Here is a 24725-nt window from a genome sequence, read left to right as displayed (position 1 = left end):
GCTATGAAACGTTGGTACATTATTCATGCCTATTCTGGTTATGAAAAACAGGTAATGCGTTCTTTAAATGATCGTATTGCACGTAGCGCTGTTGCCGATAGCTTTGGTGAAGTCCTTGTTCCTACTGAAGAAGTGGTAGAAATGAAGGATGGCAAGAAGCGTAAATCAGAACGTAAATTCTTTCCAGGCTATGTGTTAGTCGAAATGGAAATGAATGATGAAACTTGGCACATTGTTAAAGAATGTCCAAAAGTTCTGGGCTTTATTGGTGGAACGGCAGAAAAACCTGCTCCGATTTCCCAAAAAGAAGCTGATGCGATTCTTGCGCGTGTACGCAATACTGGTGAAGCACCTCGTCCTAAGACAATGTTTGAGCCAGGCGAAGAATTATTGGTGACTGATGGTCCGTTCACAGACTTTAAAGGAGTCGTGGAGGAAGTTCAGTACGAGAAGTCACGTTTAACGTTGACGATTAATGTATTTAACCGTCCAACTCAGGTTGAACTCGAATTTCGTCAAGTCGAAAAAGCGAATTAATCTGAATTGGTTGGAAAGCGCCCGATCTGATCGGGCATTTGTTATTACAGCATCCTGTATGTTGTGAAGTAAATGTTGGGGAGCCTAGCGGCGTTTGTACCCAGAGGTAATCTATAATGGCTAAGAAGATTGACGGCTATATCAAGCTGCAAGTTCCAGCTGGTAAAGCAAATCCATCTCCACCAATTGGTCCTGCTTTGGGTCAACGTGGTGTTAACATCATGGCATTCTGTAAAGAATTCAATGCTGCGACACAAAAACTTGAAGTAGGTTTGCCTATTCCTGTTGTGATCACTGTGTACAACGATAAGTCGTTCACTTTCATCATGAAAACTCCACCTGCATCTATTCTTCTTAAGAAAGCTGCTGGTATTCAAAAGGGTTCTTCTGTACCAAACAAAACTAAAGTTGGTAAGTTGACTCGTGCTCAATTAGAAGAAATCGCGACTACGAAAGAACCAGATTTAACTGGTGCTGATTTAGACGCACGTGTTCGTACCATCGCTGGTTCTGCACGTTCTATGGGCTTGGAAGTGGAGCTATAAGACATGGCAAAGTTAACTAAACGTCAAAAAGCCATTGCTGCTGCTGTCGATACTAACAAAGTTTATACTTTGGAAGAAGCAGTACAAGTTCTTAACGACCTACCTGCTGCTAAATTCAAAGAGTCTTTGGATGTTGCAGTTAATCTGGGTGTAGATCCACGTAAATCTGATCAGGTTGTTCGTGGCGCGACTACTCTTCCTGCGGGTACTGGTAAAACTGTACGTGTTGCAGTATTTGCTCAGGGTGCTGCTGCTGAAGCTGCTAAGGCTGAAGGTGCTGATATCGTAGGTTTTGATGATCTTGCTGAAAGCATTCAACAAGGTAATCTTGATTTTGATGTTGTGATCGCGGCTCCAGATGCAATGCGCGTTGTAGGTAAGTTGGGTACAATTCTTGGTCCACGTGGCTTAATGCCAAACCCGAAAGTGGGTACGGTTACTCCAGATGTTGCTGGTGCAGTTAAAAATGCGAAAGCAGGTCAGGCGCGTTACCGTGTAGACAAAGCAGGTATTATCCATGCTGCGATCGGTCAAGTAGGTTTTACCGCTGAAGCGATCCGTCAAAACGTTGAAACTTTAGTTGCTGACTTGAAAAAGTTAAAACCTGCAACTTCTAAAGGTGTTTATATCAAAAAGATCACTTTGAGCTCAACAATGGGCCCTGGTTTGACTGTTGATGTAAACAACGTTTCTAACTAATTTTAGTTAAAAGATTTTTAAAGGTCTTGGTGAGTAAACGTATTTGATGAATCTTTGAGGATTCAAATATGTCATCAAGCGGACTTTGAATTGGTAAATATTAATTTGCCAGCGTCAAAGACCTCAGGTGGTTGGAGTTTCGACTTTGGCCTTAATTGATTGCCTGAGTAGACGCGGTGGTGTGATTTGTTCCTCCTCCGCGTGTAAGCCGAAAGGTTTACGAATTGGGAGTGCATCTAGCTCAGATGCATAAGTCACCTTAGGAGGTTTTACAATGGCTCTTCTTATCGAAGGCAAAAAACAGATCGTCGCAGAAGTCAACGAAGTTGCTTCTAAAGCGTTCTCTGCTGTTGTTGCTGATTATCAAGGTTTAACTGTCGAAAAACTTACTCAACTTCGTGTTGAAGCGCGTAAGTTAGGTGTTACTACACGTATCGTGCGTAATACTTTGGCTAAACGTTCATTTGAAGGTACTCAATTTGATATCTTGAATGACAACCTTGTAGGCCCAACAATTCTTGGTTTTTCAACTTCTGAAGACGACATGGGTGCAGCTGCACGCTTGTTTGAAGAATTTGCAAAAACGAACAAAGCATTTGAATTAAAAGCTGCTGCATTTGACGGCAAAGTTTATCAAGGTGCTGAAGTTAGCGTTATTGCAAACCTTCCAAACCAAGAGAAAGCACTTACTATGCTTGCCTCTGTTCTTCAAGCTCCTGTTTCGAAATTGGGTCGCTTACTTACAGCACTCAAAGAGAAAAACGAGTCAGAAGCAGCTTAATCACACTTTTACCTTATTCAATATCCATTTGGAGTTATTCTCATGGCTTTAACTAACGAAGAAATCTTAAACGCAGTTGCTGAAAAAACTGTTCTTGAACTTGTTGAATTAATCTCTGCTTTTGAAGAGAAATTCAATGTATCTGCTGCTGCTGTTGCTGTTGCTGCTGCTCCAGGTGCTGGCGCTGCTGCTGCTGAAGAACAAACTGAATTCAATGTTGAATTGACTTCTTTCGGCGCGAACAAAGTTGCTGTAATTAAAGCAGTTCGTGAAGCGACTGGTCTTGGTCTTAAAGAAGCGAAAGATCTTGTTGAAGGTGCTCCACAAGTTCTTAAAGAAGGCGTTTCTAAAGAAGAAGGCGAAGAGCTTAAGAAGAAACTTGAAGAAGCTGGTGCTACAGTTACACTTAAGTAATGCATCAAGGGGGCGATTTTTTGATAATCGGCCCCATAAAATGGCTGATGGCTCTTGGGTCATCAGCCTTTTTGCGTTACAATAATCGGCTCGATTTTTGTTTGTTTGATATAAAAACGCTCGATTTAAAGAACAAATGAAATAAATTCAAACGCTTACCAATATTTTTCTGGTTTAAAAATATTGTTAAGCGTTTTAATACCACTTAAAAATTGCAGCATTTGTAAAAGTGGTGGCCATATCGGCCTGCGTCATTCCATCCAAGCTCGTTCTGCAGGCGAGCCTGGTTTACTTTCCGAGGACTCCAGATGGCATACTCATATACCGAAAAGAAACGGATCCGTAAGAATTTTGGTAAATTGCCTAGCGTCATGGACGCTCCGTACTTGCTTTCGATTCAGGTCGATTCGTACAGAACGTTTTTACAAGATGGCAAATCACCGAAAAACCGCGAAGATATCGGTCTCCAAGCCGCATTTCGTTCAGTTTTTCCTATAGAAAGTTATTCTGGCAATGCTGCTTTAGAATTTGTTGAGTATAGTCTTGGTAAACCAGAGTTTGATGTACGCGAATGTATTCTTCGCGGATCAACTTATGCGGCACCAATGCGCGTAAAAATTCGTTTGATCATTAAAGATCGTGAAACGAAATCAATTAAAGATGTTCGCGAACAAGAAGTGTATATGGGTGAAATGCCACTCATGACTGAGAACGGAACATTTGTGATTAACGGTACTGAGCGTGTCATCGTATCTCAGTTACACCGTTCACCAGGTGTGTTCTTTGATCATGATAAAGGCAAAACTCATTCAAGCGGTAAAGTGCTGTATTCAGCACGTATTATTCCTTACCGTGGTTCATGGTTAGACTTTGAATTTGATGCCAAAGATTTGGTTTACGTGCGTATTGACCGTCGTCGTAAGCTATTGGCTACAGTTATTCTACGTGCACTGGGTTATAACAATGAGCAAATCCTTGATTTGTTCTATGAAAAAGTTCCTGTGTATCTGGACATGGGCAGCTACCAAATTGATCTTGTGCCTGAACGTTTACGCGGTGAAATGGCGCAGTTTGATATTACTGATAATGACGGTAAAGTCATTGTAGAACAAGGCAAACGTATTAATGCGCGTCATGTTCGTCAAATGGAAGCGTCTGGTCTAAGCAAGCTTTCAGTGCCTGATGAGTATCTATATGAGCGTATCACTGCTGAAGATATTACACTAAAAGATGGTGATATCATTCCTGCCAACACTTTGCTCAGCCATGAAGTGATGGTCAAGCTTGCTGAAGGCGGCGTAAAGCAGTTTAATATCCTATATACCAACGATATTGATCATGGTCCGTTTATTGCGGATACTTTACGTGCTGATACCACATCAGGTCGTGAAGAAGCACTGGTTGAAATCTACAAAGTAATGCGTCCAGGCGAGCCACCAACGAAAGAAGCGGCTGAAAACTTGTTTAATAACTTGTTCTTCTCTTCTGAACGTTATGATTTGTCACCTGTCGGTCGTATGAAGTTTAACCGTCGTTTGGGTCGTCCTTACGAAGTCGGTACAGATCAAAAATCACGTGAAGTTGAAGGTATTCTCTCTAATGAGGATATCACTGATGTATTACGTACATTGGTTGAGATTCGTAACGGTAAAGGTGAAGTCGACGATATCGATCACTTGGGTAACCGTCGTGTCCGTTCAGTTGGTGAAATGACAGAGAACCAGTTCCGTGTGGGTCTGGTGCGTGTTGAACGTGCTGTTAAAGAGCGTTTAAGCCAAGCTGAAACCGATAACTTGTCTCCACAAGACTTGATCAATGCGAAACCTGTTGCTGCCGCGATCAAAGAATTCTTTGGTTCAAGTCAATTGTCTCAGTTTATGGATCAAAACAATCCATTGTCTGAAATTACACACAAACGTCGTGTATCAGCGCTTGGGCCAGGTGGTTTGACACGTGAACGTGCAGGCTTTGAGGTACGTGACGTGCATCAAACTCACTATGGTCGTGTGTGTCCGATTGAAACGCCTGAAGGTCCAAACATTGGTTTGATCAACTCGCTATCTGTCTATGCAAAAGCCAACGATTTTGGTTTCTTGGAAACGCCTTATCGTAAAGTAGTCGATGGTCGTGTAACTGACGATGTTGAATATCTTTCTGCGATTGAAGAAGTGGGGACTGTGATTGCACAGGCCGACTCTGGTGTTGATGCAGAGGGTAACCTCGTTGAAGAAATGGTTTCAGTCCGTCATCAGGGCGAATTTGTACGTATGCCTCCTGAAAAAGTGACGCATATGGATGTTTCTGCGCAGCAAGTTGTTTCTGTAGCAGCATCATTGATTCCATTCCTTGAACACGATGATGCGAACCGTGCCTTAATGGGTTCGAACATGCAACGTCAGGCAGTGCCAACTTTACTTGCGGATAAACCGCTTGTGGGTACGGGTATGGAAGCGACCGTTGCACGTGACTCAGGCGTCTGTGTAATTGCAAAACGTGGTGGTGTGATTGAGTTTGTTGATGCATCACGTGTGGTCATTCGTGTTCATGAAAATGAAATGATCGCGGGTGAAGCAGGTGTTGATATTTATAACCTGATCAAATACACCCGTTCTAACCAAAATACTTGTATTAACCAGAAAGTTCTTGTGAATCTGGGCGATAAAGTTGGTCGTGGTGATGTATTGGCTGATGGTCCTTCTACCGATGGCGGTGAGTTGGCATTGGGTCAAAACATGCGCGTCGCGTTCATGACGTGGAATGGTTATAACTACGAAGACTCAATCTTGTTATCTGAGCGAGTTTTGCAGGAAGATCGTTTAACTTCAATTCACATTCAGGAATTATCGTGTGTTGCGCGTGATACCAAGTTAGGTGCAGAAGAAATTACTGCCGATATTCCGAATGTAGGTGAAGCTGCTCTATCCAAGCTAGATGAGTCTGGTATTGTGTATATCGGTGCGGAAGTGACAGCGGGTGATATTCTGGTAGGTAAAGTAACGCCTAAAGGTGAAACTCAACTTACGCCAGAAGAAAAATTACTTCGCGCGATCTTCGGTGAAAAAGCGGCTGATGTGAAAGATTCATCTTTACGTGTTCCGTCTGGTACGAAAGGTACTGTCATCGATGTACAAGTCTTCACACGTGATGGTCTTGAGAAAGATGATCGTGCACTTGCGATTGAAAAAGCGCAATTGGATTCGTACCGTAAAGATTTGAAAGAAGAATACAAAATCTTTGAAGAAGCAGCACGTGAACGTATTGTGCGCTTATTAAAAGGTCAGGATTCTAACGGTGGTGGCACGACTAAACGTGGTGACAAACTGACTGAAGATTTATTGTCTGGTCTTGAACTGGTCGATTTACTTGAAATTCAACCAAGTGATGAAGGCATCGCTGAGCGTTTAAGTCAAATTCAAGTATTCTTGAAAGAGAAGAGTGCTGAAATTGATGAGAAATTTGCTGAGAAAAAACGCAAATTAGCGACGGGTGATGAGTTAACGACGGGTGTCTTGAAGGTCGTTAAAGTTTATCTTGCCGTTAAACGTCGTATTCAACCAGGTGATAAAATGGCGGGTCGTCACGGGAACAAAGGTGTTGTTTCTAACATCTTGCCTGTAGAAGACATGCCACATGATGCCAATGGTGTACCTGTTGATATCGTGTTGAACCCGTTAGGTGTACCGTCACGTATGAACGTGGGTCAGATTCTGGAGACACATCTGGGATTGGCAGCCAAAGGTCTGGGTGAGCAAATCGATAAGATGTTGCAACAACAGCGTACCATTGCCGAACTTCGTATCTTCCTTGATAAGATCTACAACAAGGTCGGTGGTGAGCAAGAAGATCTAAACAGTCTGACTGATGACGAAGTCTTAGTATTGGCTGGCAATTTGCGTAAAGGTGTGCCTTTAGCAACTCCTGTATTTGATGGTGCTGAAGAAAGTCAAATTAAAGAGCTACTTGAGTTGGCTGAATTGCCACGTACTGGTCAACAGATTTTGTTTGATGGACGTACAGGTGAACAGTTTGACCGTCCTGTAACCGTAGGTTATATGTACATGTTGAAACTGAACCACTTGGTGGATGACAAGATGCATGCGCGTTCAACAGGTTCATATTCTCTGGTAACGCAACAACCATTGGGTGGTAAAGCTCAATTCGGTGGTCAGCGTTTCGGTGAGATGGAAGTCTGGGCACTTGAAGCTTATGGCGCAGCATATACCCTTCAGGAAATGCTCACTGTGAAGTCGGATGACGTTGAAGGTCGTACACGTATCTATAAGAACATTGTAGATGGTAACCATTATATGGATCCGGGTATGCCTGAATCATTCAACGTATTGACCAAAGAGATCCGTTCTTTAGGTATCAACATTGAACTGAAAAATGGTGACTAAATCCCCCTCGATTCCCCTTTGTTAAAGGGGGCCCCTCTTTTCAAAGAGGGGTTAGGGGAGATTTTCAAATTTCAGTAAAAACAATATTTGTGACCCAGTCGGATGAGCCTAGCTCTCTGACACACGGAGAAAAAAATTGAAAGACTTGCTCGATATCATGCGTAAGAAAACGGATTCTGACGGTCATGCACCCGTTGAATTCGACCGTATCCGTATTGGTCTTGCGTCACCAGAAATGATTAAGTCATGGTCTCACGGTGAAGTGAAAAAGCCTGAGACAATCAACTACCGTACGTTTAAACCAGAACGTGATGGTTTGTTCTGTGCCAAAATCTTTGGTCCAGTCAAAGATTACGAATGCTTGTGTGGTAAATACAAGCGTATGAAATACAAAGGCGTCATTTGTGAAAAATGTGGCGTTGAAGTCACCACTGCAAAAGTTCGTCGTGAACGTATGGGTCACATCGAGCTTGCTTCGCCAGTGGCGCACATCTGGTTCTTGAAATCATTACCAAGCCGTATTGGTTTATTACTAGATATGACACTTCGTGATATCGAACGTGTGTTGTATTTCGAATCTTATGTCGTGACTGATCCTGGTATGACTCCGTTTGAGAAATATCAGTTGCTTAGCGATGAAGAGTATTACAACGCACTTGAAGAACACGGTGATGAGTTTACCGCGAAAATGGGTGCGGAAGCGGTTCAAGATTTGTTGAAAGACATCGATCTTGAAGCTGAAATCGCACGTCTTCGTGAAGAAATTCCACAAACAACCTCAGAGACGAAACTGAAAAAAGCCTCTAAGCGTCTGAAGTTGATGGAAGCGTTCAAAGAGTCAAACAACAAGCCAGAATGGATGGTGATGAATGTACTGCCAGTACTTCCACCAGACTTGCGTCCGCTGGTACCACTTGAAGGTGGTCGTTTTGCGACGTCTGACTTGAACGATCTTTATCGTCGTGTGATTAACCGTAACAACCGTTTGAAGCGTCTGCTTGACCTTGCAGCACCAGATATCATCGTACGTAATGAAAAACGTATGTTACAAGAATCTGTTGATGCATTACTTGATAATGGTCGTCGTGGCCGTGCGATTACAGGTTCAAACAAACGCCCATTGAAATCTTTGGCAGATATGATCAAAGGTAAACAAGGTCGTTTCCGTCAGAACTTGTTGGGTAAACGTGTTGACTATTCTGGTCGTTCGGTCATTACCGTTGGTCCTACTTTACGCTTGCATCAATGTGGTCTTCCGAAGAAGATGGCACTTGAACTATTCAAGCCATTTATTTTCGCAAAATTGCAGGCATCTGGTCAGGCAACCACCATTAAAGCTGCCAAGAAAATGGTTGAGCGCGAGACTCCTGAAGTTTGGGACGTTCTAGCGAATGTGATTCGTCAACATCCAGTGATGTTGAACCGTGCACCGACACTTCACCGTTTGGGTCTACAAGCCTTTGAACCGATTTTGATCGAAGGTAAAGCGATTCGTTTGCATCCATTGGTTTGTACTGCATTTAACGCCGACTTTGACGGTGACCAAATGGCAGTACATGTTCCATTGACCTTGGAAGCACAGCTTGAAGCACGTGCCTTGATGATGTCGACCAACAACATCTTGTCACCAGCCAATGGTGAGCCAATTATCGTTCCGTCTCAGGACGTGGTCTTGGGTCTTTACTACATCACGCGTGATGCAGTCAATGCCAAAGGCGAAGGCATGGTTTTTGCCGATACGCACGAAGTAAACCGTGCTTTGGCCACCAATAAAGTTGCGATCCATGCACGTGTAAAAGTGCGTGTGCATCAGACTGTGATTGATGAAAATGGTCAGCGTGAAAAGCAAACCATTATTGTGGATACCACACCAGGTCGTTGCTTACTTTGGGAAATCGTTCCAGAAGGCTTAAGCTTTGACATGATCAACCTTGAGATGACCAAGAAAAACATCTCAAAACTGATCAACTCTTGCTACCGTAAATTAGGTCTAAAAGACACAGTTATCTTTGCTGACCAATTGATGTATTTGGGCTTCCGTCAAGCGACTCGCTCAGGTGTATCGGTGGGTATGGAAGACATGGTCATTCCGCCACAAAAGCAAGTCATTATTGACAAAGCAGAAACTGAAGTTCGTGAAATTGAGCAACAGTTTGAACAAGGCTTTGTGACTGCGGGTGAGCGTTATAACAAAGTGGTCGATATTTGGGCGCGTACTAACGATCAAGTCGCTAAAGCGATGATGGATAACTTGTCATTTACCAATGTGAAGAACAAACAGGGTGAAGACGAGAAACAAAAATCGTTCAACAGCATCTACATGATGTCTGACTCTGGTGCGCGTGGTAGTGCGGCTCAGATTCGTCAGTTGGCGGGTATGCGTGGTTTGATGGCAAAACCAGATGGTTCGATCATTGAAACGCCAATTAAAGCGAACTTCCGTGAAGGTCTAACGGTTCTTCAGTACTTTATTTCAACGCACGGTGCGCGTAAAGGTTTGGCCGATACAGCATTGAAAACTGCGAACTCAGGTTACTTGACTCGTCGTTTGGTTGACGTAGCACAAGACTTGGTGATTACTGAGCCAGACTGCGGTACTGCGGGCGGTTTAGTCATGACGCCATTCATTCAGGGTGGGGATGTGATTGAGCCATTACGTGATCGCGTATTGGGTCGTGTAACAGCAGAAGATGTACGTCGTGCATCGGACAATGAAGTGGTATTGCCACGTGGCACTTTGATTGACGAGAAAATTGCAGCTCAGCTTGAAGAAGCGGGTGTCGATGAAGTGAAAGTTCGTTCAGTCATCGCATGTGAATCGTCATTTGGTGTTTGTGCGAAATGTTATGGTCGTGATTTGGCTCGTGGTCATCAGGTTAACCCAGGTGAGTCTGTTGGTGTTATGGCAGCTCAATCGATTGGTGAACCAGGCACACAGTTAACCATGCGTACCTTCCACGTGGGTGGTGCTGCAAGCCGAACTTCTGCTGCAAACAGTGTACAAGTGCGTAACAAAGGTACTGTACGTTTCCATAATGTGAAAACGGTACAACACGCGAAAGGTCACTTGGTTTCTGTTTCACGTTCAGGCGAAATTGGTATTGCCGATGAGTTAGGTCGTGAGCGTGAGCGTTATAAACTACCTTATGGTGCAAGCATTCTGTTGAAAGACGGTGAGTTTGTTGAAGCAGGCGGTATTGTCGCAACTTGGGATCCGCATACACATCCACTTGTAACAGAAGTGGCAGGTAAAGCGCGATTCAGCCAAATTGCGGATGGTGTCACTGCAACGTCTAAAACTGATGATGCGACGGGTATGACTACGGTTGAAATCTTGCCTGTGACAGCACGTCCTGCATCTGGTAAAGATTTACGTCCTGCAATCGTGTTGGATACAACCGATGGTGGCGAGCAGTTCTACTTCTTACCACAAAATACCATCGTAACCGTACGTGATGGTGAAACCATTGGTGTGGGTGATGTTATTGGTCGTGTACCGCAAGAAACTTCACGTACTCGTGATATTACTGGTGGTCTACCGCGTGTTGCTGACTTGTTCGAAGCACGTAAGCCAAAAGAGCATGCGATCTTGGCAGAAATATCAGGTATCGTGAGCTTTGGTAAAGAGACCAAAGGTAAAAACCGTTTGGTGATCACGCCTGATGATGGTTCTGAAATCTACGAAGAATTGATTCCGAAATGGCGTCAAATCAACGTGTTCGAAGGCGAGCATGTGAATCGTGGTGAAACCATTTCTGATGGTCCACAAAATCCACATGACATCTTGCGTTTGAAAGGTGAAGTGGCATTGACCAACTACATCGTGAACGAAGTTCAGGACGTTTATCGTCTACAAGGTGTAAAAATCAACGATAAGCACATTGAAGTCATCGTACGTCAAATGTTGCGTAAAGTTGATATCACTGATGGCGGTGATACAAGCTTCATCAAAGGTGAGCAAGTGGATTACATTCGTGTTGTCCAAGAGAACCAAGCTGTCTTGGCTCAGAACAAGTTCCCTGCGAAGTTTGAACGTCAATTGATGGGGATTACCAAAGCATCGCTTTCGACTGACTCATTCATCTCTGCTGCATCGTTCCAGGAAACCACTCGTGTGTTAACGGAAGCGGCTGTAACAGGTAAAGAAGATGATTTACGTGGCTTGAAAGAAAACGTAGTTGTGGGTCGTTTGATCCCAGCAGGTACGGGTCTAGCGTATCATCTTGAACGTCGTCGTCAGGAAGCTGAAGCGGCTGAGTATGAATTGCACAACGACTTTAGTGATGTTGATCAAGCTTTCAGTCAGGCATTAAACTCTGATCAATTTTAAAGATTGATTGAAAAAGAAAGGCACCTACGGGTGTCTTTTTTTATGCAAAGAAATAGATGAATTTGTCCGATTTTTTTGATTACAAAATCACTGCATGGATGGGGCATTTTGTTACATGATCTTATTAAAAAATTCTCCAAAAATGCTTATTCTGATAAGTATTAAACGAGGAGCTAAGCATGAAAAAAACAATGAGTTTAATGGCGATCGCTGTCATGTCGACCGCAATTCACGCTGGTTGTCAGGATATGAGTCCATCGAATCAACGTATTGGCGCTGCTGCTTTAGGTGGTGCTGTTGGTGGTGGCGTGGGTAACCATGTGGGTGGTGGCGTTGGTGCTGCTGCTGGCGGTGCTTTAGGTGGTGGCGTAGGTGCTAATGCCAAAGGTGGTAATAGTAGCTCAACAACCAGTAGTGCCGTTGGAGCGGGTATTGGATCTGTCGTCGGCAAGGCAATATTTGGTGGCGATGGTGGTGCTGCGGTTGGTGGTGCCATTGGTGGCGGCGCAGGTGCAGCCATTCAAGAGAAAAAATAATGTTTTCTCGATGACCAAAAAGACAGCTTCAAGCTGTCTTTTTTGATAGGAATTTAGATAAATATAGAATCTTTGATTTTTATCAAAACCCTTTAAATTTCAAATAAAAATAGGGTCAGTGATATCTTTAAAATGGTTTTGGCTTTTTACGACGAATATAAAGTGTTTTTTGAATCTCGGCGATTCTGACGCCAGATTCATCAAAAATATTAACGGTGTAGTTTCTTAGCACTGGTGCATAATTTCCGGCGAGTTCACGGATATGCTCAAGTTCCATCGCATCTAGGCGAATATCTGCATACACGGTACTTCGTCCAGGTGACAAAAAATTGATATTGGCAGACTTATCCCAAACGATATATTTTGAGCCCAGATGATGCATGAGGATCAACATATAAAAAGGATCCACCATCGAGTATAAGCTTCCCCCAAAATGAGTCCCGACAATATTTTGGTTTTTTCGGGTGAGGGGCATTTTGACTCGGATGTAATAATTTTTCAGATCAATTTTGTCAATGCTAATCCCCGCACCACGATAAGGTGAATAGCGATTAATAATAAACTTTGATACAGCGGGTATGGTTTGAAGTTGCTTTAAAATATTCATGAGGGTCAATTGATTTTCTATAGGCTATCTTCATACTAAATAACTAACATCATTCTGGCATTGATAGCAATGCCTAATCCGATTAAAGAAATGGTCAATCAAAAACAAAAAGGAAATGGCATGCATCCTCAGATTCACACTGTCCAAACTTCCGATCAGCAGACCTTATGTGCTAAAACATGGGGCGATCAGCAAAAACCAGCCTTGGTACTGGTTCATGGTTATCCTGATAATCAGGAAGTCTGGGAGCCGATTATTCATGAGCTGATCGATGATTTTTATATAATCACCTATGATGTCCGTGGCGCTGGTCAATCCAGTATTCCTAAGCATATTCGGGATTATCGGCTTGAACGCCTTTCTCTGGATCTGGAAGCTGTTGTCAATCAATTGTTGTTAGATCGGCCGTTTCATTTGGCTGCGCATGACTGGGGATCGATTCAAAGCTGGGAATCGGTGACTGAACCTAAATTTAAAGATCGTATTTTGTCTTATACCACGATTTCTGGCCCTTGTTTGGACCATGCTGCTTGGTTGCTACGTGATGAAGTTAAAACTCATCCAGCCAATTTTTTGAAGAAATTATCAAAATCATGGTATATCGGTGCATTTCATCTGCCCTTCATTGCACCTACCGTCTGGCATTATTTTACTCCCGAAAAATGGGGAAAAATCTTAAATGGTTTGGAAAGGAAGCAAGATTTACCATTGAATTTCCATATTGCGAGTGATGGAAAATATGGGGTTAATCTTTATCGAGCGAATTTTATTCCAAGTTTGACTCGACCACGTCAGCGCTATGCACAATGCCCAGTTCAGGCTGTGGTACTCATGCGTGATGCTTTTGTCAGCCCTGATTATATTTTAAAAGGAATGCCCAAATGGGTAAAGCAATTTGAATATGTTGAGCTGGATGCCAATCATTGGGCAATGTTGAGTGAACCACAAAAAATGGCAGACTATATTCGTCAGTTTGCTTGGTCTCAACAGCCAGTTTAATTTAATGATCGTAATAAAAAACCACCTTTACATTGCCATGAAAGGTGGTTTTTTATATCAGTTAACATTGATTAGATTTTCGGTTTGACCCAAATCTTATAAGCAACGGCTAATAGAAGTAACCAGAAAATACCGACATACAGGGCAGGGCGCGTATCAGGGAAGTAGCCAATCACCGCAATCACAAAGATCATAAATGCGGTGGCAAGTGCAGGCGCTACAGGCCAACCAATCATCGGGAAATCAAGCTTTTTAATTTCATCACTCGATAATTTTCTGCGCATGCCAAAATGCGATAATAAAATCATCAGCCAAACATAGACCGTCGCAAAAGTCGCGATCGAAGCAATAATTTCAAATACATTTTCAGGAATTAGGTAATTTAGAACCACGCCAATCAACAATACGCCAGCCATGACCACCACGGTCATCCACGGCACACCGAATTTAGACGTTTTACGGAACACTTCAGGTGCTTGTCCTTTGAGTGCCATACCGTACATCATACGACCTGCGCCAAATACATCGCTATTAATCGCTGAAATAGCTGCTGTAATTACCACGACATTCAATACGGCAGCGGCAGATTTAATGCCTAAACTCTCAAAAATTTGTACAAATGGACTGCCTTGAGTCCCGATCTGATTCCATGGAAAAATCGACATTAAGACAAAAATAGTCAAAACATAGAACAGGATAATTCGGATCGGAACAGCATTAATGGCACGTGGAATGGCCGTTTTCGGATTTTCTGTTTCACCTGCGGTAATGCCGATGATTTCAATTCCACCAAAAGCGAACACGACCACTGAGAAACAGGCGATGACACCCATTACTCCATTTGGCATAAAGCCGCCATGTTCCCATAGATTAGAAATACCAGGATTAAAGCTAGTATTGGGAACATGCAAACCATAAAACATAATGCCAAAGCCACCACAGATCATGGCAACAATGGCACTCACTTTAATAATCGATAGCCAGAATTCAAGCTCACCGTAAAATTTGACATGAATCAGATTAATTGCACCCAAAAAGAAAATGAGCGATAAAATCCATGTCCAGCGTGGCACATCAGGAAACCAAAATCCCATATAGATACCAAAAGCAGTGACATCTGCTATGGCGACAATCACCATTTCAAAAACATAGGTCCAACCTGTGGTGAAACCAGCCAAAGGGCTCACATAATCGGAAGCATAACGACTAAAGGAGTCTGAAACTGGGTTGTGTACGGCCATTTCGCCAAGCGCACGCATCACGATATAAATGGCAATGCCCGCGATGACATACGCCATCAAGACTGCGGGACCTGCTAGCTTAATAGCAGAAGCTGATCCATAGAACAGACCTGTCCCAATGGCAGAGCCTAAAGCTAAAAAACGGATGTGGCGTGTATTGAGTCCACGCTTTAAAGAAGAATTCTGTGACATCGATTACTCCAATTCTTGCGCGTATTGTATCGGAGCTACATTAAATGTTCACTTTATTTATATAAAAAATGAAAAATTTGGGTTGGACAAGACATTGATCGAAATAAACTTGCAAATTTATTTAAATTAATTAAATTAACAAAATAAAAGCTTAAAAATAAATATAAGCTTATGATTAAATATTTTAAAATAATAGGCTTCTTTGATCATTATTTGATTTTTTATTTTTCTCCTGTAGGTGGAAATAAAAATCTCTTATAGAAATAGTCTAATAATCACAAAACCTTATTATTTTGGTTGGTTTTAAAGTATATTAATTTAATCGGATTTATTTATGTTTAATTTGGCATTTTAAAAACATACTAAAACACTCTGATTAAAATAAATAAATAAGAATATCATTACTTTATAAATAATGTTTAAAATGTGTTTATAATCTGTATTGCGTTTAATATATATATAATATTATGATGTTATCAAGATATTAAGAGGTAATAAAAATGTTGAAACAAGCTGCTGTTATTGCATTATTAGGTTTGTCTTCTTCTGTTTTTGCAGGTGACTGGCAAGTGAAAGTCGGGGCAAGTTATATTGCACCAACCAGTGATACTCAAACACAGTATGGCAAAGTTGAGGCGGATGATGAGTTTGCTTTTACACCATCTGTTGAATATTTCTTTGGTGACTCACCATTCTCTGCTGAATTGCTTCTTGCAACACCGATTAATCATGATGTGTTGTTGAATGGTGAGAAAGCTGCAAGAGTAAAGCATTTACCTCCAACCATCACAGCAAAATATAACTTTAAAAACGCGACACGCTTTACACCATATATTGGTGTAGGTGCAACTGCATTTATTCCTTGGGATGAATCAGGCTTGGCTGACAAGGTAAAAAATGATTACGGTTTTGCGGGACAAGTTGGCTTCACTTTCCAACCTGCTGATGCAAAAAATTGGGGTGTTTACTTCGATGTACGTTATGCAGATTTGAGCCCAGAAGTTCGTTTAGTCGACAACTTAGGTACATTTGATTTAGATATCGACCCAGTGATTTATACACTAGGTTATAGCTATAGATTCTAAGGAAGATATAGCCTTTTAAAACTCCCTCGTGGGGAAGGGAGTTTTTAACTGATAATGCACTTAATAATAATGATATAGAGAACAACAATAATATGATCATCGGCATGATAAGCCTGACAGGAAACTGTGAGGCTTTTTTTATGGTTGTGACTGATGTTGTACAGAAAATGGCAAAAATTTACTTATTCAAATGAACATAATTGTTAAAGTTAAAATAATAAATTCAACAAGAGCGTTTCAATGAAAAAATTACGAATAGTTCTGCTCAGTAGTTTATTTTGTATAAATGGTTTAAGTCTCGCGCATGCTGCAAGTTTCTCCTGCGATAAAGCCAAAACCAGTACAGAAAAAACCATTTGTCAAAACCGCAGTTTAAATGATGCCGATGTAAAAATGACAACAACTTATAATATTGTTGTTCACGCCTTGCCAATGGGCGGACGTGATGCCGAGAAAGGTGCGCAATATCAATGGTTAAAACAGCGGGATAACTGTCGTGCAAATGTAAGTTGTATCACACAGCGTTATACTGAGCGTCAAAAGCATCTGGATGATATCGTGCAAAACCGTATTTTAACGCAAGGTCCTTTTTAAACCAGATAAAAATCTTCGCTTTTGCTATTGAAAAAGTCGTGACTCACTCCAATACATACAACATCAAAGAATTCGCTAACATGAATGGTATTTTAGGAGTGAGTGATGAGCGAACAAAAAACGTCACAGAATTATAGCTTTCAGGCAGAAGTCGCCCAACTTTTACATTTAGTGACCCATTCACTATATTCTAATCCAGAAATTTTTCTACGCGAGCTGATTTCAAATGCATCAGATGCTTGCGACAAATTGCGTTTTGAAGGGATTAACCATCCAGAATATTATGAAAATGATCCAGATTTACATGTACGCGTAACTCTGGATAAAGAGCATAAAACCATTACTATTTCAGACAATGGTATTGGTCTCAATCAGCAGGAAGCGATTGATAATCTGGGTACCATTGCCAAATCAGGCACTAAAGATTTTATGTCTAAATTAACTGGTGATCAAAAGTCAGATGCACAGTTAATCGGTCAGTTTGGTGTCGGCTTTTACTCTGGATTTATTGTTGCAGATAAAATCACCGTTGAATCGCGTCGTGCGGGGTTGTCTGCGGATGAAGGCGTACGCTGGGTGAGTGGCGGTACTGGTGAATTTGAAGTTGAGCAAATCCACAAGGATTCACGTGGCACAGATATTATTTTACATTTACGTGATGATGCACTTGAATATTTAGAGAGCTATAAAGTTAAGCAGATTATCAATAAATATTCAGATCACATCAGTTTGCCAATTCAAATGCAAAAAGAAGTCTGGCAAGAGGATGAGGTGGCCGAAGGCGAAGAACAAGCAGCCAATGGCAAAATGGTCAAAACTGAAGAATGGGAAACCATTAACTCAGCCAGTGCGCTTTGGACACGAAATAAAAATGAAATTTCAGAAGAACAATATATCGACTTCTATAAAAACCTGAGTCATGATTTTGATGCACCGTTGGCTTGGGCGCATAATCGGGTTGAAGGTAGCACAGAATATACCCAGCTTCTTTATATTCCAGCTAAAGCACCGCATGATATTTTTACCCGTGAAGCAAAGGCAGGCATTAAGCTGTATGTGAAACGTGTCTTTATTATGGATGATGCGGATCATCTAATTCCAAATTATTTACGTTTTGTACAAGGGGTGGTCGACAGTGCCGATTTACCGCTGAATGTAAGTCGTGAGCTGTTACAGGAAAGCCGCGATGTTAAAACTATTCGTGAAGGTAATGCCCGTCGCGTATTAACCCTGCTTGATGGTCTGGCAAAATCAGAAGATGAAAAAGATCAGGAAAAATTCAAAACTTTTTACACCGAATTTGGTGCAGTTCTTAAAGAAGGTTTAGGCGAAGACTTTGGCAATCGCGAACGTATTTTAAAACTTCTGCGTTATGCGACTTCAAATCATGATGAGGTGAGCACTTCGCTGGCTGACTATAAAGCACGTATGAAAGAAGGGCAAAAAGCGATTTATTACGTGACCGCAGATAGTCTCAATGCCGCTAAAAACTCTCCACAACTGGAATTATTTAAGAAAAAAGGCATTGAAGTTTTACTGATGTCTGAACGTGTCGATGAATGGGCGATGAATTTCGTACAGGAGTTTGATGGTACACCTTTGCAAAATGTCTCAAAAGGGGCTGTCGGTCTGGGTGATTTACAAGATGCAGAAGAGAAAAAAGCACTCGAACAAGCAGCGGAACAATTCAAACCTGTAGTGGAAAAACTAGGTGAATCACTCAAGGATAAAACCAAAGAAGTGCGTGTCACGACTCGTCTGGTCGATTCTCCTGCGTGTTTGGTCACTTCGGAAGGTGAATTATCGCCGCAATTGATTCGTATGCTGAAACAAGCGGGTCAGGAAGTGCCTGAGATGAAGCCGATTCTTGAGATTAACCCTGAACATCCATTGGTGAAAAAACTGGAAGGTTCAGCGCAGTTTGATGATCTGGCCAATGTGATTTTTGATCAGGCGGTCATTGCTGAAGGTGGTTTACCCGAAGATCCTGCCGCTTATGTAAAACGGATCAATAGCTTATTGTTAAAATAAATCATCTGTAAAATAGCCCTGACTTCGGTCAGGGTTTTTTATACCGGGTTGGTGCATGTGGGTAAAGTTAGACTTATCCACAATTTTGCTGATTTGTTCGACAAGTTAAAAATTTGCTTCTAATTGAATTGTCGTACTAAAGATATGCTGAAGTTCCTTATCGGTTGTGGTCATGTCATGATAATAAGAAATCTGGTTATCAATAAAAATCCAGTCACGCCATAAGGGTCTTCGCCATGATAAATAAGGCCCCCATAGCTGTAATTCCCAGTCTTTTTTGGTTTGATCATACACACCGCTACTATAAATTCCATAAATTAAACGGTGATTTTTTAAAAATTGATATTGTTGGAAAGTTCGATTTGCCCAGTAGTATTCTTCATCCTGACTTTTATTGAGGCTGAATTGATTGGAAAAAAGAGTATTGTCTTGTAATTTTTGATTCAGATTGAAGGTCGTTTCAGAATAATTTTTACTGCTCGAACCATAACGAAATAATTGTTGAGTATCGATACTGATATCATGCCTTAACACCCATTGTTTCTTTGCTAAAAACTGGACATACACATCACTGTCTGAGTTTGAGCCCAGATTAATATCGTTAGAAAAAGGCAGCAAGCTGGTGATGGTACTGATACTGGCACTAATGGGATCAGGATTAGCTACTTTATTTTTTTTACTTTTAGTTTTATGCGGTTTTCCAAATTTTTTAACAGGTTGGGGTTGTTGCTGCAAAGTCCTTGCCCATAAAGAATCGTTATCAAAAACAGCCAATAATTCCTGACTCAGTTGTTCGTTGGAAAGAATGGTTTCTTGTTCTGAATTTATCTGTGCTTCTGTACATGTTAATTTTGATAAGTGCTGCCGATTTAGATGCACTGTATAAGACTGAAAAGAATAGGGTTTAAAAGTGGAATGGCTTAATACCCATACCGCATAAATACTACATAGGCTTAAAATAATCGCAAGCTGAAAATGAACGATAAGGTATCGCTTCATGAAAAAAATAATAAGAATAATGAATGTGGAATAGAATATAAAATTAATCTTAATTTTTTATTTAAGTTTCGATGAGCTTGATCAAACGCTTGCCAAAATACTACATGGCAAGCGCAAAAGGATGGCTACTTTTTAAAATAAAGCCTCTAAACGGACAAAAGTACTCACATAGTGACTGCGATCTTCACGATGATCATTAAAATAATTGAGATCGCCTTGTACATAAAACCATTCACGCCAGAGTTGTTGACGCCAAGACATAAAAGGTCCCCAGCTATTTAAGCGTAAGTCGCTATTATTGTAATAACCACCTGTATACAAGCCGTAATTAAAACGATTATTGGCAAAGAATTGATGCTGTCTAAATAAACGGTTATCCCACCACAGATCATCATCCTGATCATCAGCATAAGTTAGGCTGAATTGGTTAGAGAGAAAAGCCTCATTAGGACGCGCATGCGTTAATTCTAGATTGGTTCTTAAATAGTTTTTACTATCGATGCCATAACGATAAATTTGTTCCGCGTAAAACGAAAAATCGTTGCGTAGCGGCCACGCGCGTTTGGCTTTTAAGCGGACATAAATGTCGTCCCCAGAACGAATCCCCAGATCGGCATCAGTTTCAAACGGTAATTTTTTGGAGAAATCAGACCATCGTAGTGCCAATGAACCATTATTGTCACGGGTTTGACGAGAATCTAAGCGTTTTTTATCCCCGTTTGGATCGATATTGGTATTGGCGACATTATTATCAAACTCATCATCGAGTGAGTCATCACCAAACACGACGCTAAAACGCCGTTCGAGTGTTGGAAGTTTAATTTTTCCTCGGATACGTGGCTTAATCTCATAGCCATTATATTTATCCCAATAATTATCTAGCATGATCCTCAAGGTGGCATCGGCTGGTTTTTTGGGATCAACATCACCAAACCAATGATCAATCTTACCAGAGGTACGGTCTGCCCAACGACTAATGTCATGCTGCTTACGATCAAACCACGTTAGATCTTGCGTTTCAGATACAGGAGGAACATTGGGCGTATCTGACTCAGGAGGTAAAATGGTCGGTGTTGAATCAATCCATGCAGGAATTAAATCTAATAGATTTTTATCTTGTGATTGATTTAATTGGTGTAATTTGACTGCATAGGCGACAGAGGTTCGTGGCGTATTGGGATCATTTGGTAAAACCAAGGGCTGATCTTGCTCGGAAGATTGATCGAAACTCACATCTTTTGTTTCTGTATTGGCGGAAAGCGAAGTTATTCCCCCCAAACACACTAAGAAATATAAAACGCGAGAACCCAAGTTAAAATAATTAGCTTTCATCATAATGGCTGTACATTGTTTATTATCTCATTTATGTGATAACTCTTGTTGATTTACGTCATAAAATCAAGTCCTAGCAACAAAACTAAGTAATTTTAAGAAGATACGTTATTTTTTTGTATATAAATAATTTGAAGTTTATACAAATATCGTAATGATTAATGGATTTTGAAAATAAATTGATGATGATTACCCCTGCAATAATCAACAACATACCCAATAACGCTGGGAAGTCCAATTTTTGTTTGAGTACAATAACGTTGATGGCCGCTACCAGTACAATTCCTGTACCTACCCAAATAGCATAGCTGATGCCTACAGCTAAGGTCTTAACGACAATACTTAATAAATAGAATGCACAGACATAACAAATCACCATGATTAAGGTATAAAGTGCATGGGTAAAGCCTTTGGTATGTGGCAACAAAGATGTTGCAATGACCTCAAATATAATCGCAAGGCCAAGCGCTAAATACGCTTTAATCATGGATTACACCATTTGGAATCAATAAAGCGCAATTGCCAAAATTTTAATTGAACCAAAAAAAATTATATCGACCAAATAAAAACTCTCCACAAAGGGAGAGTCTTCAAGATATTAAGATAAGAATAAGTGATTAAAGTGATTCAAATCCTTTTTTTATTTAGGCTGAAGCATGAGTATGTTGGCAGCGACGAGAATAAATCTTACCAGCTATACCTCCAATCAACGCACCACTAAAGGTTCCAAAAACAGGAAGAATGCTGCCTGCTACCGCACCTATTACCACACCTTTTACAGTTGGAGAGAAACGTGATTTTTTTGCTGATTCCTGCTCATTTGCTGTCGAAGTGTTGGCTGTATCTAATACATTAGGATTTTGATCAGTTGCCATTTTCATTTCCTCTTATTTAGGTTGAGATATCCATGACCTGAATTGAGTCGAACGAGTCATTGAATTTATCTAAACACAAGATTCAGCCTGAATTTGTGGCAGAGCTGTTAATAAGAAATCAAGTTTAGTAACAACCTTGACAGTTTCGTTGCAAACCACATACTTTGGGTGAAAGAACTTTTCCATAAAGTGTCTAAAGCAATTTTTTGTATTTCATCCATTCGTGAAACTTTTACAATACTCAAAAATAAATCCAGAGCAATACTGTGAAAAAATTAAAAGCACTCTCTATCGTAGCGCCCGCTTGTGAGCGAATTATCTCAGGACAGAAAAAACTGGAAATTCGTTCATGGCGACCCGAACATTTGCCGCTATGTGATTTAGTGATTGTACAAAATACGCAATTTCTGCATAAAGACGGTGATGAACAAATCGGGACAGCGATGGCAATCATTGATATTGTTGCTGCACATGCATGGCGTAAAGATGAAATTGAAATGGCCTGTGCAAACTATTGGACAGAAGGATATTGGGCTTGGGAAATTACCAATGTGCGTCCGCTTGTACCTGGCATTCAGTGCATGGCCAAACGTAGGATTTATGAGATTGATCTTGCTATATGAAAAAGGCTATAAAAAATCCCCCTGAATGAGGGGGATAAACTCAATGCTGTTCATCCATTGATTGGGTTGGATGAACATGACGAGAAATTAAAATTACAGCGCAGTTGATGCATCTGATTTTAAAAGTTCTCAATCAGTGAACCTAGTCTATTTATGCAACGCAGCATTGCAAAATAAGCCTCGACGAACCCAGTTTAACACCGAGATTTATTTTTGCGGAATTTCGCAACTGTCATCATGACAACTTGCTGCTGTCGTAGCGGTGATGGATGATTGAGGCTGATCCTGCGCTTGCTGTAAAGCCTGTAGAAAAACCTCACGTGGCTGTGCGCCTGACAGAGCTAACTTTTGATCGAACACGAAAAAAGGCACACCACTAATATTGAGCTGTTCATGCGCAATTTTTTCATCATGACGGACAAAATCAGCTAACTCATCGCTATCAAGTACAAACTCGACTTCGGCATGATCCAAGCCAATTCTGGAGGCAATTTCCTCTACAACTTCACGTTCACCAATAGCAAGACCTTCCGTCATATATGCATGGAAAAAGGCTTCCTCCGCTTGACTTCCTAAGCCCTTACTTTGTGCTAAATGGATGATACGATGTGCATTAAAACTATTGCCAGATTTGGCTTGCTGCCATTGGAAATCGATTCCTTCACCGGCTGCCATTTCTGCAATATTACGTTCCATTTCTTGCATTTCTTCAAAACTACGACCATATTTAATCGCTAGACGCTCTGTATTTGACATATCATGTTTGGCGGGAGCATTCGGATCCAACTCAAAACTATGCCAATGAATCTCTAACTCGATACCTGCCTGCTCTGCAACGTGCTCAAGACGTTTCTTACCAATATAACAAAAGGGGCACACCACATCTGACCAGATATCTACGCGCATGATGGATACTCAATTTTATTTAATGACTTTATAATAGAGGCGAGTGGATCGCGTTTAAAGTACAAAAATTGCAATACAGCATTACATTTTGTGCAATTGAGTGATCTTTAAGAGCATGAAATTTGAGATTGAATTCAGACATCACGATAAAACATAACAACAAGCAAATAAATCAAGGAGGTGTATATGTCAGTACGCCGTTTAACCATAGGCTTTGTGCTATTAATCCTACTGGTTGGCTGTGTCTTTTGGTTTTATAAAAATTCACAATACCAACGTGATGATGTGTATAACCGAGAAATGTTCGATGTGGTCATGGCTGAAAAAATGCAGCAGCTTTATGATCAAGCACAAAACTGGGAACAGCCTATTCATCTGGATGTCCACGATAAACGACTATATGGTGATTATAAAATCATGTCAGAGTTTTTGCTCAATTACTGGATGCAAAATGCCGAAGCGAGAAATCTGTATTTACGTGAGCTAAAAGCCGCCAAATGGGATCAGTTTCTGGATGTAGATCGACTTGATCAGGATCGTCAGCATAATTATGTAGAAACCACACAAATGCTGGCAGATGTAAAAATGATAGAAACGAATTATTTGCAGGATAATAGCGAATCTCAACAGCATTTTTTAAATCAGGCGCGCAGTTTATCCATTCATCCTGAGATGAAAGCGGCGTTATTGGTCAAAATTAACCAAAAACAAGATCAACGAAAAGAATATGCGTTGTTTAATCTGGAACAACAGATTTATAGCAAAGCAGAGCAAATGTTTGAGTTATTAAAAAATCATCGCTGGCAGAAACAAGACGGCAAGATCTCATTTTATGACGCTGCACAGGTGAAACAATTCAATCAGCTTTATCAGGATGTTTTGCGTATAAATGCAAAAATTGAAAAAATTAAAAGTCAAAATGCACAAACATTACAGCAGGATGTAGCTTCACCTCGCCAATAAGTAAAGGCAGATCAACTGGATCTGCCTTTACTCGGATTT

General features: G+C 41.0%; 21 protein-coding genes. 14 read left to right on the top strand and 7 right to left on the bottom strand.

Annotated features, from left to right (window positions below):
• The first annotated feature begins 3 nt into the window (after positions 1-3).
• The 8 genes from nusG (at position 4) to I6L31_RS08740 (ending at position 12239) form a co-directional block, all read left to right on the top strand.
• Entirely contained in the window at positions 4-537 is a 534-nt protein-coding gene (gene nusG / locus I6L31_RS08775; RefSeq protein WP_004985062.1) for a transcription termination/antitermination protein NusG, read from the top strand.
• Positions 538-653: 116 nt separating this feature from the next.
• Positions 654-1082 carry a 50S ribosomal protein L11 gene (gene rplK, locus I6L31_RS08770; RefSeq protein ID WP_004637639.1) on the top strand — a complete coding sequence of 143 codons (429 nt, stop codon included), beginning with the start codon at positions 654-656 and terminating at the stop codon, positions 1080-1082.
• Positions 1083-1085: 3 nt separating this feature from the next.
• Positions 1086-1781 carry a 50S ribosomal protein L1 gene (gene rplA / locus I6L31_RS08765; RefSeq protein ID WP_004985063.1) on the top strand — a complete coding sequence of 232 codons (696 nt, stop codon included), beginning with the start codon at positions 1086-1088 and terminating at the stop codon, positions 1779-1781.
• Between the two features lie 274 nt (positions 1782-2055).
• A complete protein-coding gene (gene rplJ / locus I6L31_RS08760; RefSeq protein ID WP_004985064.1) occupies positions 2056-2562 on the top strand; it encodes a 50S ribosomal protein L10 in 507 nt (168 codons plus the stop codon).
• Between the two features lie 42 nt (positions 2563-2604).
• On the top strand, positions 2605-2976 hold the full coding sequence (gene rplL, locus I6L31_RS08755) for a 50S ribosomal protein L7/L12 (RefSeq protein WP_004985065.1): 372 nt from the start codon (positions 2605-2607) through the stop codon (positions 2974-2976).
• A gap of 308 nt (positions 2977-3284) precedes the next feature.
• Positions 3285-7373 (top strand): DNA-directed RNA polymerase subunit beta, encoded by a 4089-nt coding sequence (gene rpoB / locus I6L31_RS08750; RefSeq protein WP_004995287.1) that lies wholly within the window; start codon positions 3285-3287, stop codon positions 7371-7373.
• A gap of 136 nt (positions 7374-7509) precedes the next feature.
• Entirely contained in the window at positions 7510-11703 is a 4194-nt protein-coding gene (gene rpoC / locus I6L31_RS08745; RefSeq protein WP_004995284.1) for a DNA-directed RNA polymerase subunit beta', read from the top strand.
• 179 nt (positions 11704-11882) lie between these two features.
• Positions 11883-12239: a hypothetical protein gene (locus tag I6L31_RS08740; RefSeq protein ID WP_005001859.1), complete on the top strand. Its 357-nt coding sequence runs from the start codon at positions 11883-11885 to the stop codon at positions 12237-12239.
• Positions 12240-12366: 127 nt separating this feature from the next.
• On the opposite strand, the gene I6L31_RS08735 is transcribed toward I6L31_RS08740, so the two are convergent.
• Positions 12367-12846: a DUF4442 domain-containing protein gene (locus tag I6L31_RS08735; protein ID WP_004985076.1), complete on the bottom strand. Its 480-nt coding sequence runs from the start codon at positions 12844-12846 to the stop codon at positions 12367-12369.
• Between the two features lie 120 nt (positions 12847-12966).
• Between I6L31_RS08735 and I6L31_RS08730 the strand changes: the two genes are divergently transcribed.
• Positions 12967-13845 carry an alpha/beta fold hydrolase gene (locus I6L31_RS08730; RefSeq protein ID WP_026039895.1) on the top strand — a complete coding sequence of 293 codons (879 nt, stop codon included), beginning with the start codon at positions 12967-12969 and terminating at the stop codon, positions 13843-13845.
• 71 nt (positions 13846-13916) lie between these two features.
• Here I6L31_RS08730 and I6L31_RS08725 read toward each other — a convergent pair whose 3' ends face one another.
• On the bottom strand, positions 13917-15278 hold the full coding sequence (locus I6L31_RS08725) for an amino acid permease (protein ID WP_004985079.1): 1362 nt from the start codon (positions 15276-15278) through the stop codon (positions 13917-13919).
• Between the two features lie 500 nt (positions 15279-15778).
• Between I6L31_RS08725 and I6L31_RS08720 the strand changes: the two genes are divergently transcribed.
• The 3 genes from I6L31_RS08720 (at position 15779) to htpG (ending at position 18988) form a co-directional block, all read left to right on the top strand.
• A complete protein-coding gene (locus I6L31_RS08720; protein WP_005001862.1) occupies positions 15779-16363 on the top strand; it encodes an OmpW/AlkL family protein in 585 nt (194 codons plus the stop codon).
• Positions 16364-16603: 240 nt separating this feature from the next.
• Positions 16604-16957 carry a lysozyme inhibitor LprI family protein gene (locus I6L31_RS08715; RefSeq protein ID WP_005001864.1) on the top strand — a complete coding sequence of 118 codons (354 nt, stop codon included), beginning with the start codon at positions 16604-16606 and terminating at the stop codon, positions 16955-16957.
• A 105-nt stretch (positions 16958-17062) separates the two neighbouring features.
• On the top strand, positions 17063-18988 hold the full coding sequence (htpG, locus tag I6L31_RS08710) for a molecular chaperone HtpG (RefSeq protein ID WP_005001867.1): 1926 nt from the start codon (positions 17063-17065) through the stop codon (positions 18986-18988).
• Between the two features lie 105 nt (positions 18989-19093).
• On the opposite strand, the gene I6L31_RS08705 is transcribed toward htpG, so the two are convergent.
• The 4 genes from I6L31_RS08705 to I6L31_RS08690 all read right to left on the bottom strand — a co-directional run bounded on the left by I6L31_RS08705 (position 19094) and on the right by I6L31_RS08690 (position 22194).
• Complete coding sequence (locus tag I6L31_RS08705; protein ID WP_005001868.1) at positions 19094-19987, bottom strand: hypothetical protein; 894 nt, start codon at positions 19985-19987, stop codon at positions 19094-19096.
• Positions 19988-20119: 132 nt separating this feature from the next.
• Complete coding sequence (locus I6L31_RS08700; protein WP_004985091.1) at positions 20120-21322, bottom strand: hypothetical protein; 1203 nt, start codon at positions 21320-21322, stop codon at positions 20120-20122.
• 82 nt (positions 21323-21404) lie between these two features.
• Positions 21405-21806: a DMT family transporter gene (locus tag I6L31_RS08695; RefSeq protein ID WP_005001870.1), complete on the bottom strand. Its 402-nt coding sequence runs from the start codon at positions 21804-21806 to the stop codon at positions 21405-21407.
• Positions 21807-21963: 157 nt separating this feature from the next.
• Positions 21964-22194, bottom strand: a complete 231-nt coding sequence (locus I6L31_RS08690; RefSeq protein WP_004985094.1) for a hypothetical protein — start codon at positions 22192-22194, stop codon at positions 21964-21966.
• A 266-nt stretch (positions 22195-22460) separates the two neighbouring features.
• Between I6L31_RS08690 and I6L31_RS08685 the strand changes: the two genes are divergently transcribed.
• Complete coding sequence (locus tag I6L31_RS08685) at positions 22461-22817, top strand: ASCH domain-containing protein (RefSeq protein ID WP_004995257.1); 357 nt, start codon at positions 22461-22463, stop codon at positions 22815-22817.
• A 207-nt stretch (positions 22818-23024) separates the two neighbouring features.
• Here the strand turns inward: I6L31_RS08685 and I6L31_RS08680 are convergent, their stop codons facing one another.
• The gene (locus I6L31_RS08680; protein WP_004995254.1) at positions 23025-23723 is read right to left on the bottom strand and encodes a DsbA family oxidoreductase; all 699 of its coding nucleotides are present in this window, start codon (positions 23721-23723) and stop codon (positions 23025-23027) included.
• Between the two features lie 186 nt (positions 23724-23909).
• Between I6L31_RS08680 and I6L31_RS08675 the strand changes: the two genes are divergently transcribed.
• Positions 23910-24686 (top strand): hypothetical protein, encoded by a 777-nt coding sequence (locus tag I6L31_RS08675; RefSeq protein ID WP_004995252.1) that lies wholly within the window; start codon positions 23910-23912, stop codon positions 24684-24686.
• The last annotated feature ends 39 nt before the right edge of the window (positions 24687-24725 follow it).

Source organism: Acinetobacter septicus (assembly GCF_019355975.1).
In the GTDB taxonomy this organism is placed as follows: Bacteria; Pseudomonadota; Gammaproteobacteria; order Pseudomonadales; family Moraxellaceae; genus Acinetobacter; species Acinetobacter ursingii.
This window is presented reverse-complemented; position numbering and strand designations above follow the sequence as displayed.

Excerpts from the sequence above, each read along its gene's own strand:
- I6L31_RS08700 (WP_004985091.1), bottom strand. The coding sequence starts at position 21,322 with ATGATGAAAGCTAATTATTTTAACTTGGGTTCTCGCGTTTTATATTTC.
- rplJ (WP_004985064.1), top strand. The coding sequence starts at position 2,056 with ATGGCTCTTCTTATCGAAGGCAAAAAACAGATCGTCGCAGAAGTCAAC.
- rplL (WP_004985065.1), top strand. The coding sequence starts at position 2,605 with ATGGCTTTAACTAACGAAGAAATCTTAAACGCAGTTGCTGAAAAAACT.
- I6L31_RS08730 (WP_026039895.1), top strand. The coding sequence starts at position 12,967 with ATGCATCCTCAGATTCACACTGTCCAAACTTCCGATCAGCAGACCTTA.
- rplA (WP_004985063.1), top strand. The coding sequence starts at position 1,086 with ATGGCAAAGTTAACTAAACGTCAAAAAGCCATTGCTGCTGCTGTCGAT.
- I6L31_RS08740 (WP_005001859.1), top strand. The coding sequence starts at position 11,883 with ATGAAAAAAACAATGAGTTTAATGGCGATCGCTGTCATGTCGACCGCA.
- I6L31_RS08675 (WP_004995252.1), top strand. The coding sequence starts at position 23,910 with ATGTCAGTACGCCGTTTAACCATAGGCTTTGTGCTATTAATCCTACTG.
- htpG (WP_005001867.1), top strand. The coding sequence starts at position 17,063 with ATGAGCGAACAAAAAACGTCACAGAATTATAGCTTTCAGGCAGAAGTC.
- I6L31_RS08720 (WP_005001862.1), top strand. The coding sequence starts at position 15,779 with ATGTTGAAACAAGCTGCTGTTATTGCATTATTAGGTTTGTCTTCTTCT.
- rpoB (WP_004995287.1), top strand. The coding sequence starts at position 3,285 with ATGGCATACTCATATACCGAAAAGAAACGGATCCGTAAGAATTTTGGT.
- I6L31_RS08725 (WP_004985079.1), bottom strand. The coding sequence starts at position 15,278 with ATGTCACAGAATTCTTCTTTAAAGCGTGGACTCAATACACGCCACATC.
- I6L31_RS08680 (WP_004995254.1), bottom strand. The coding sequence starts at position 23,723 with ATGCGCGTAGATATCTGGTCAGATGTGGTGTGCCCCTTTTGTTATATT.
- I6L31_RS08690 (WP_004985094.1), bottom strand. The coding sequence starts at position 22,194 with ATGGCAACTGATCAAAATCCTAATGTATTAGATACAGCCAACACTTCG.
- I6L31_RS08735 (WP_004985076.1), bottom strand. The coding sequence starts at position 12,846 with ATGAATATTTTAAAGCAACTTCAAACCATACCCGCTGTATCAAAGTTT.
- I6L31_RS08705 (WP_005001868.1), bottom strand. The coding sequence starts at position 19,987 with ATGAAGCGATACCTTATCGTTCATTTTCAGCTTGCGATTATTTTAAGC.
- I6L31_RS08715 (WP_005001864.1), top strand. The coding sequence starts at position 16,604 with ATGAAAAAATTACGAATAGTTCTGCTCAGTAGTTTATTTTGTATAAAT.
- rplK (WP_004637639.1), top strand. The coding sequence starts at position 654 with ATGGCTAAGAAGATTGACGGCTATATCAAGCTGCAAGTTCCAGCTGGT.
- I6L31_RS08695 (WP_005001870.1), bottom strand. The coding sequence starts at position 21,806 with ATGATTAAAGCGTATTTAGCGCTTGGCCTTGCGATTATATTTGAGGTC.
- nusG (WP_004985062.1), top strand. The coding sequence starts at position 4 with ATGAAACGTTGGTACATTATTCATGCCTATTCTGGTTATGAAAAACAG.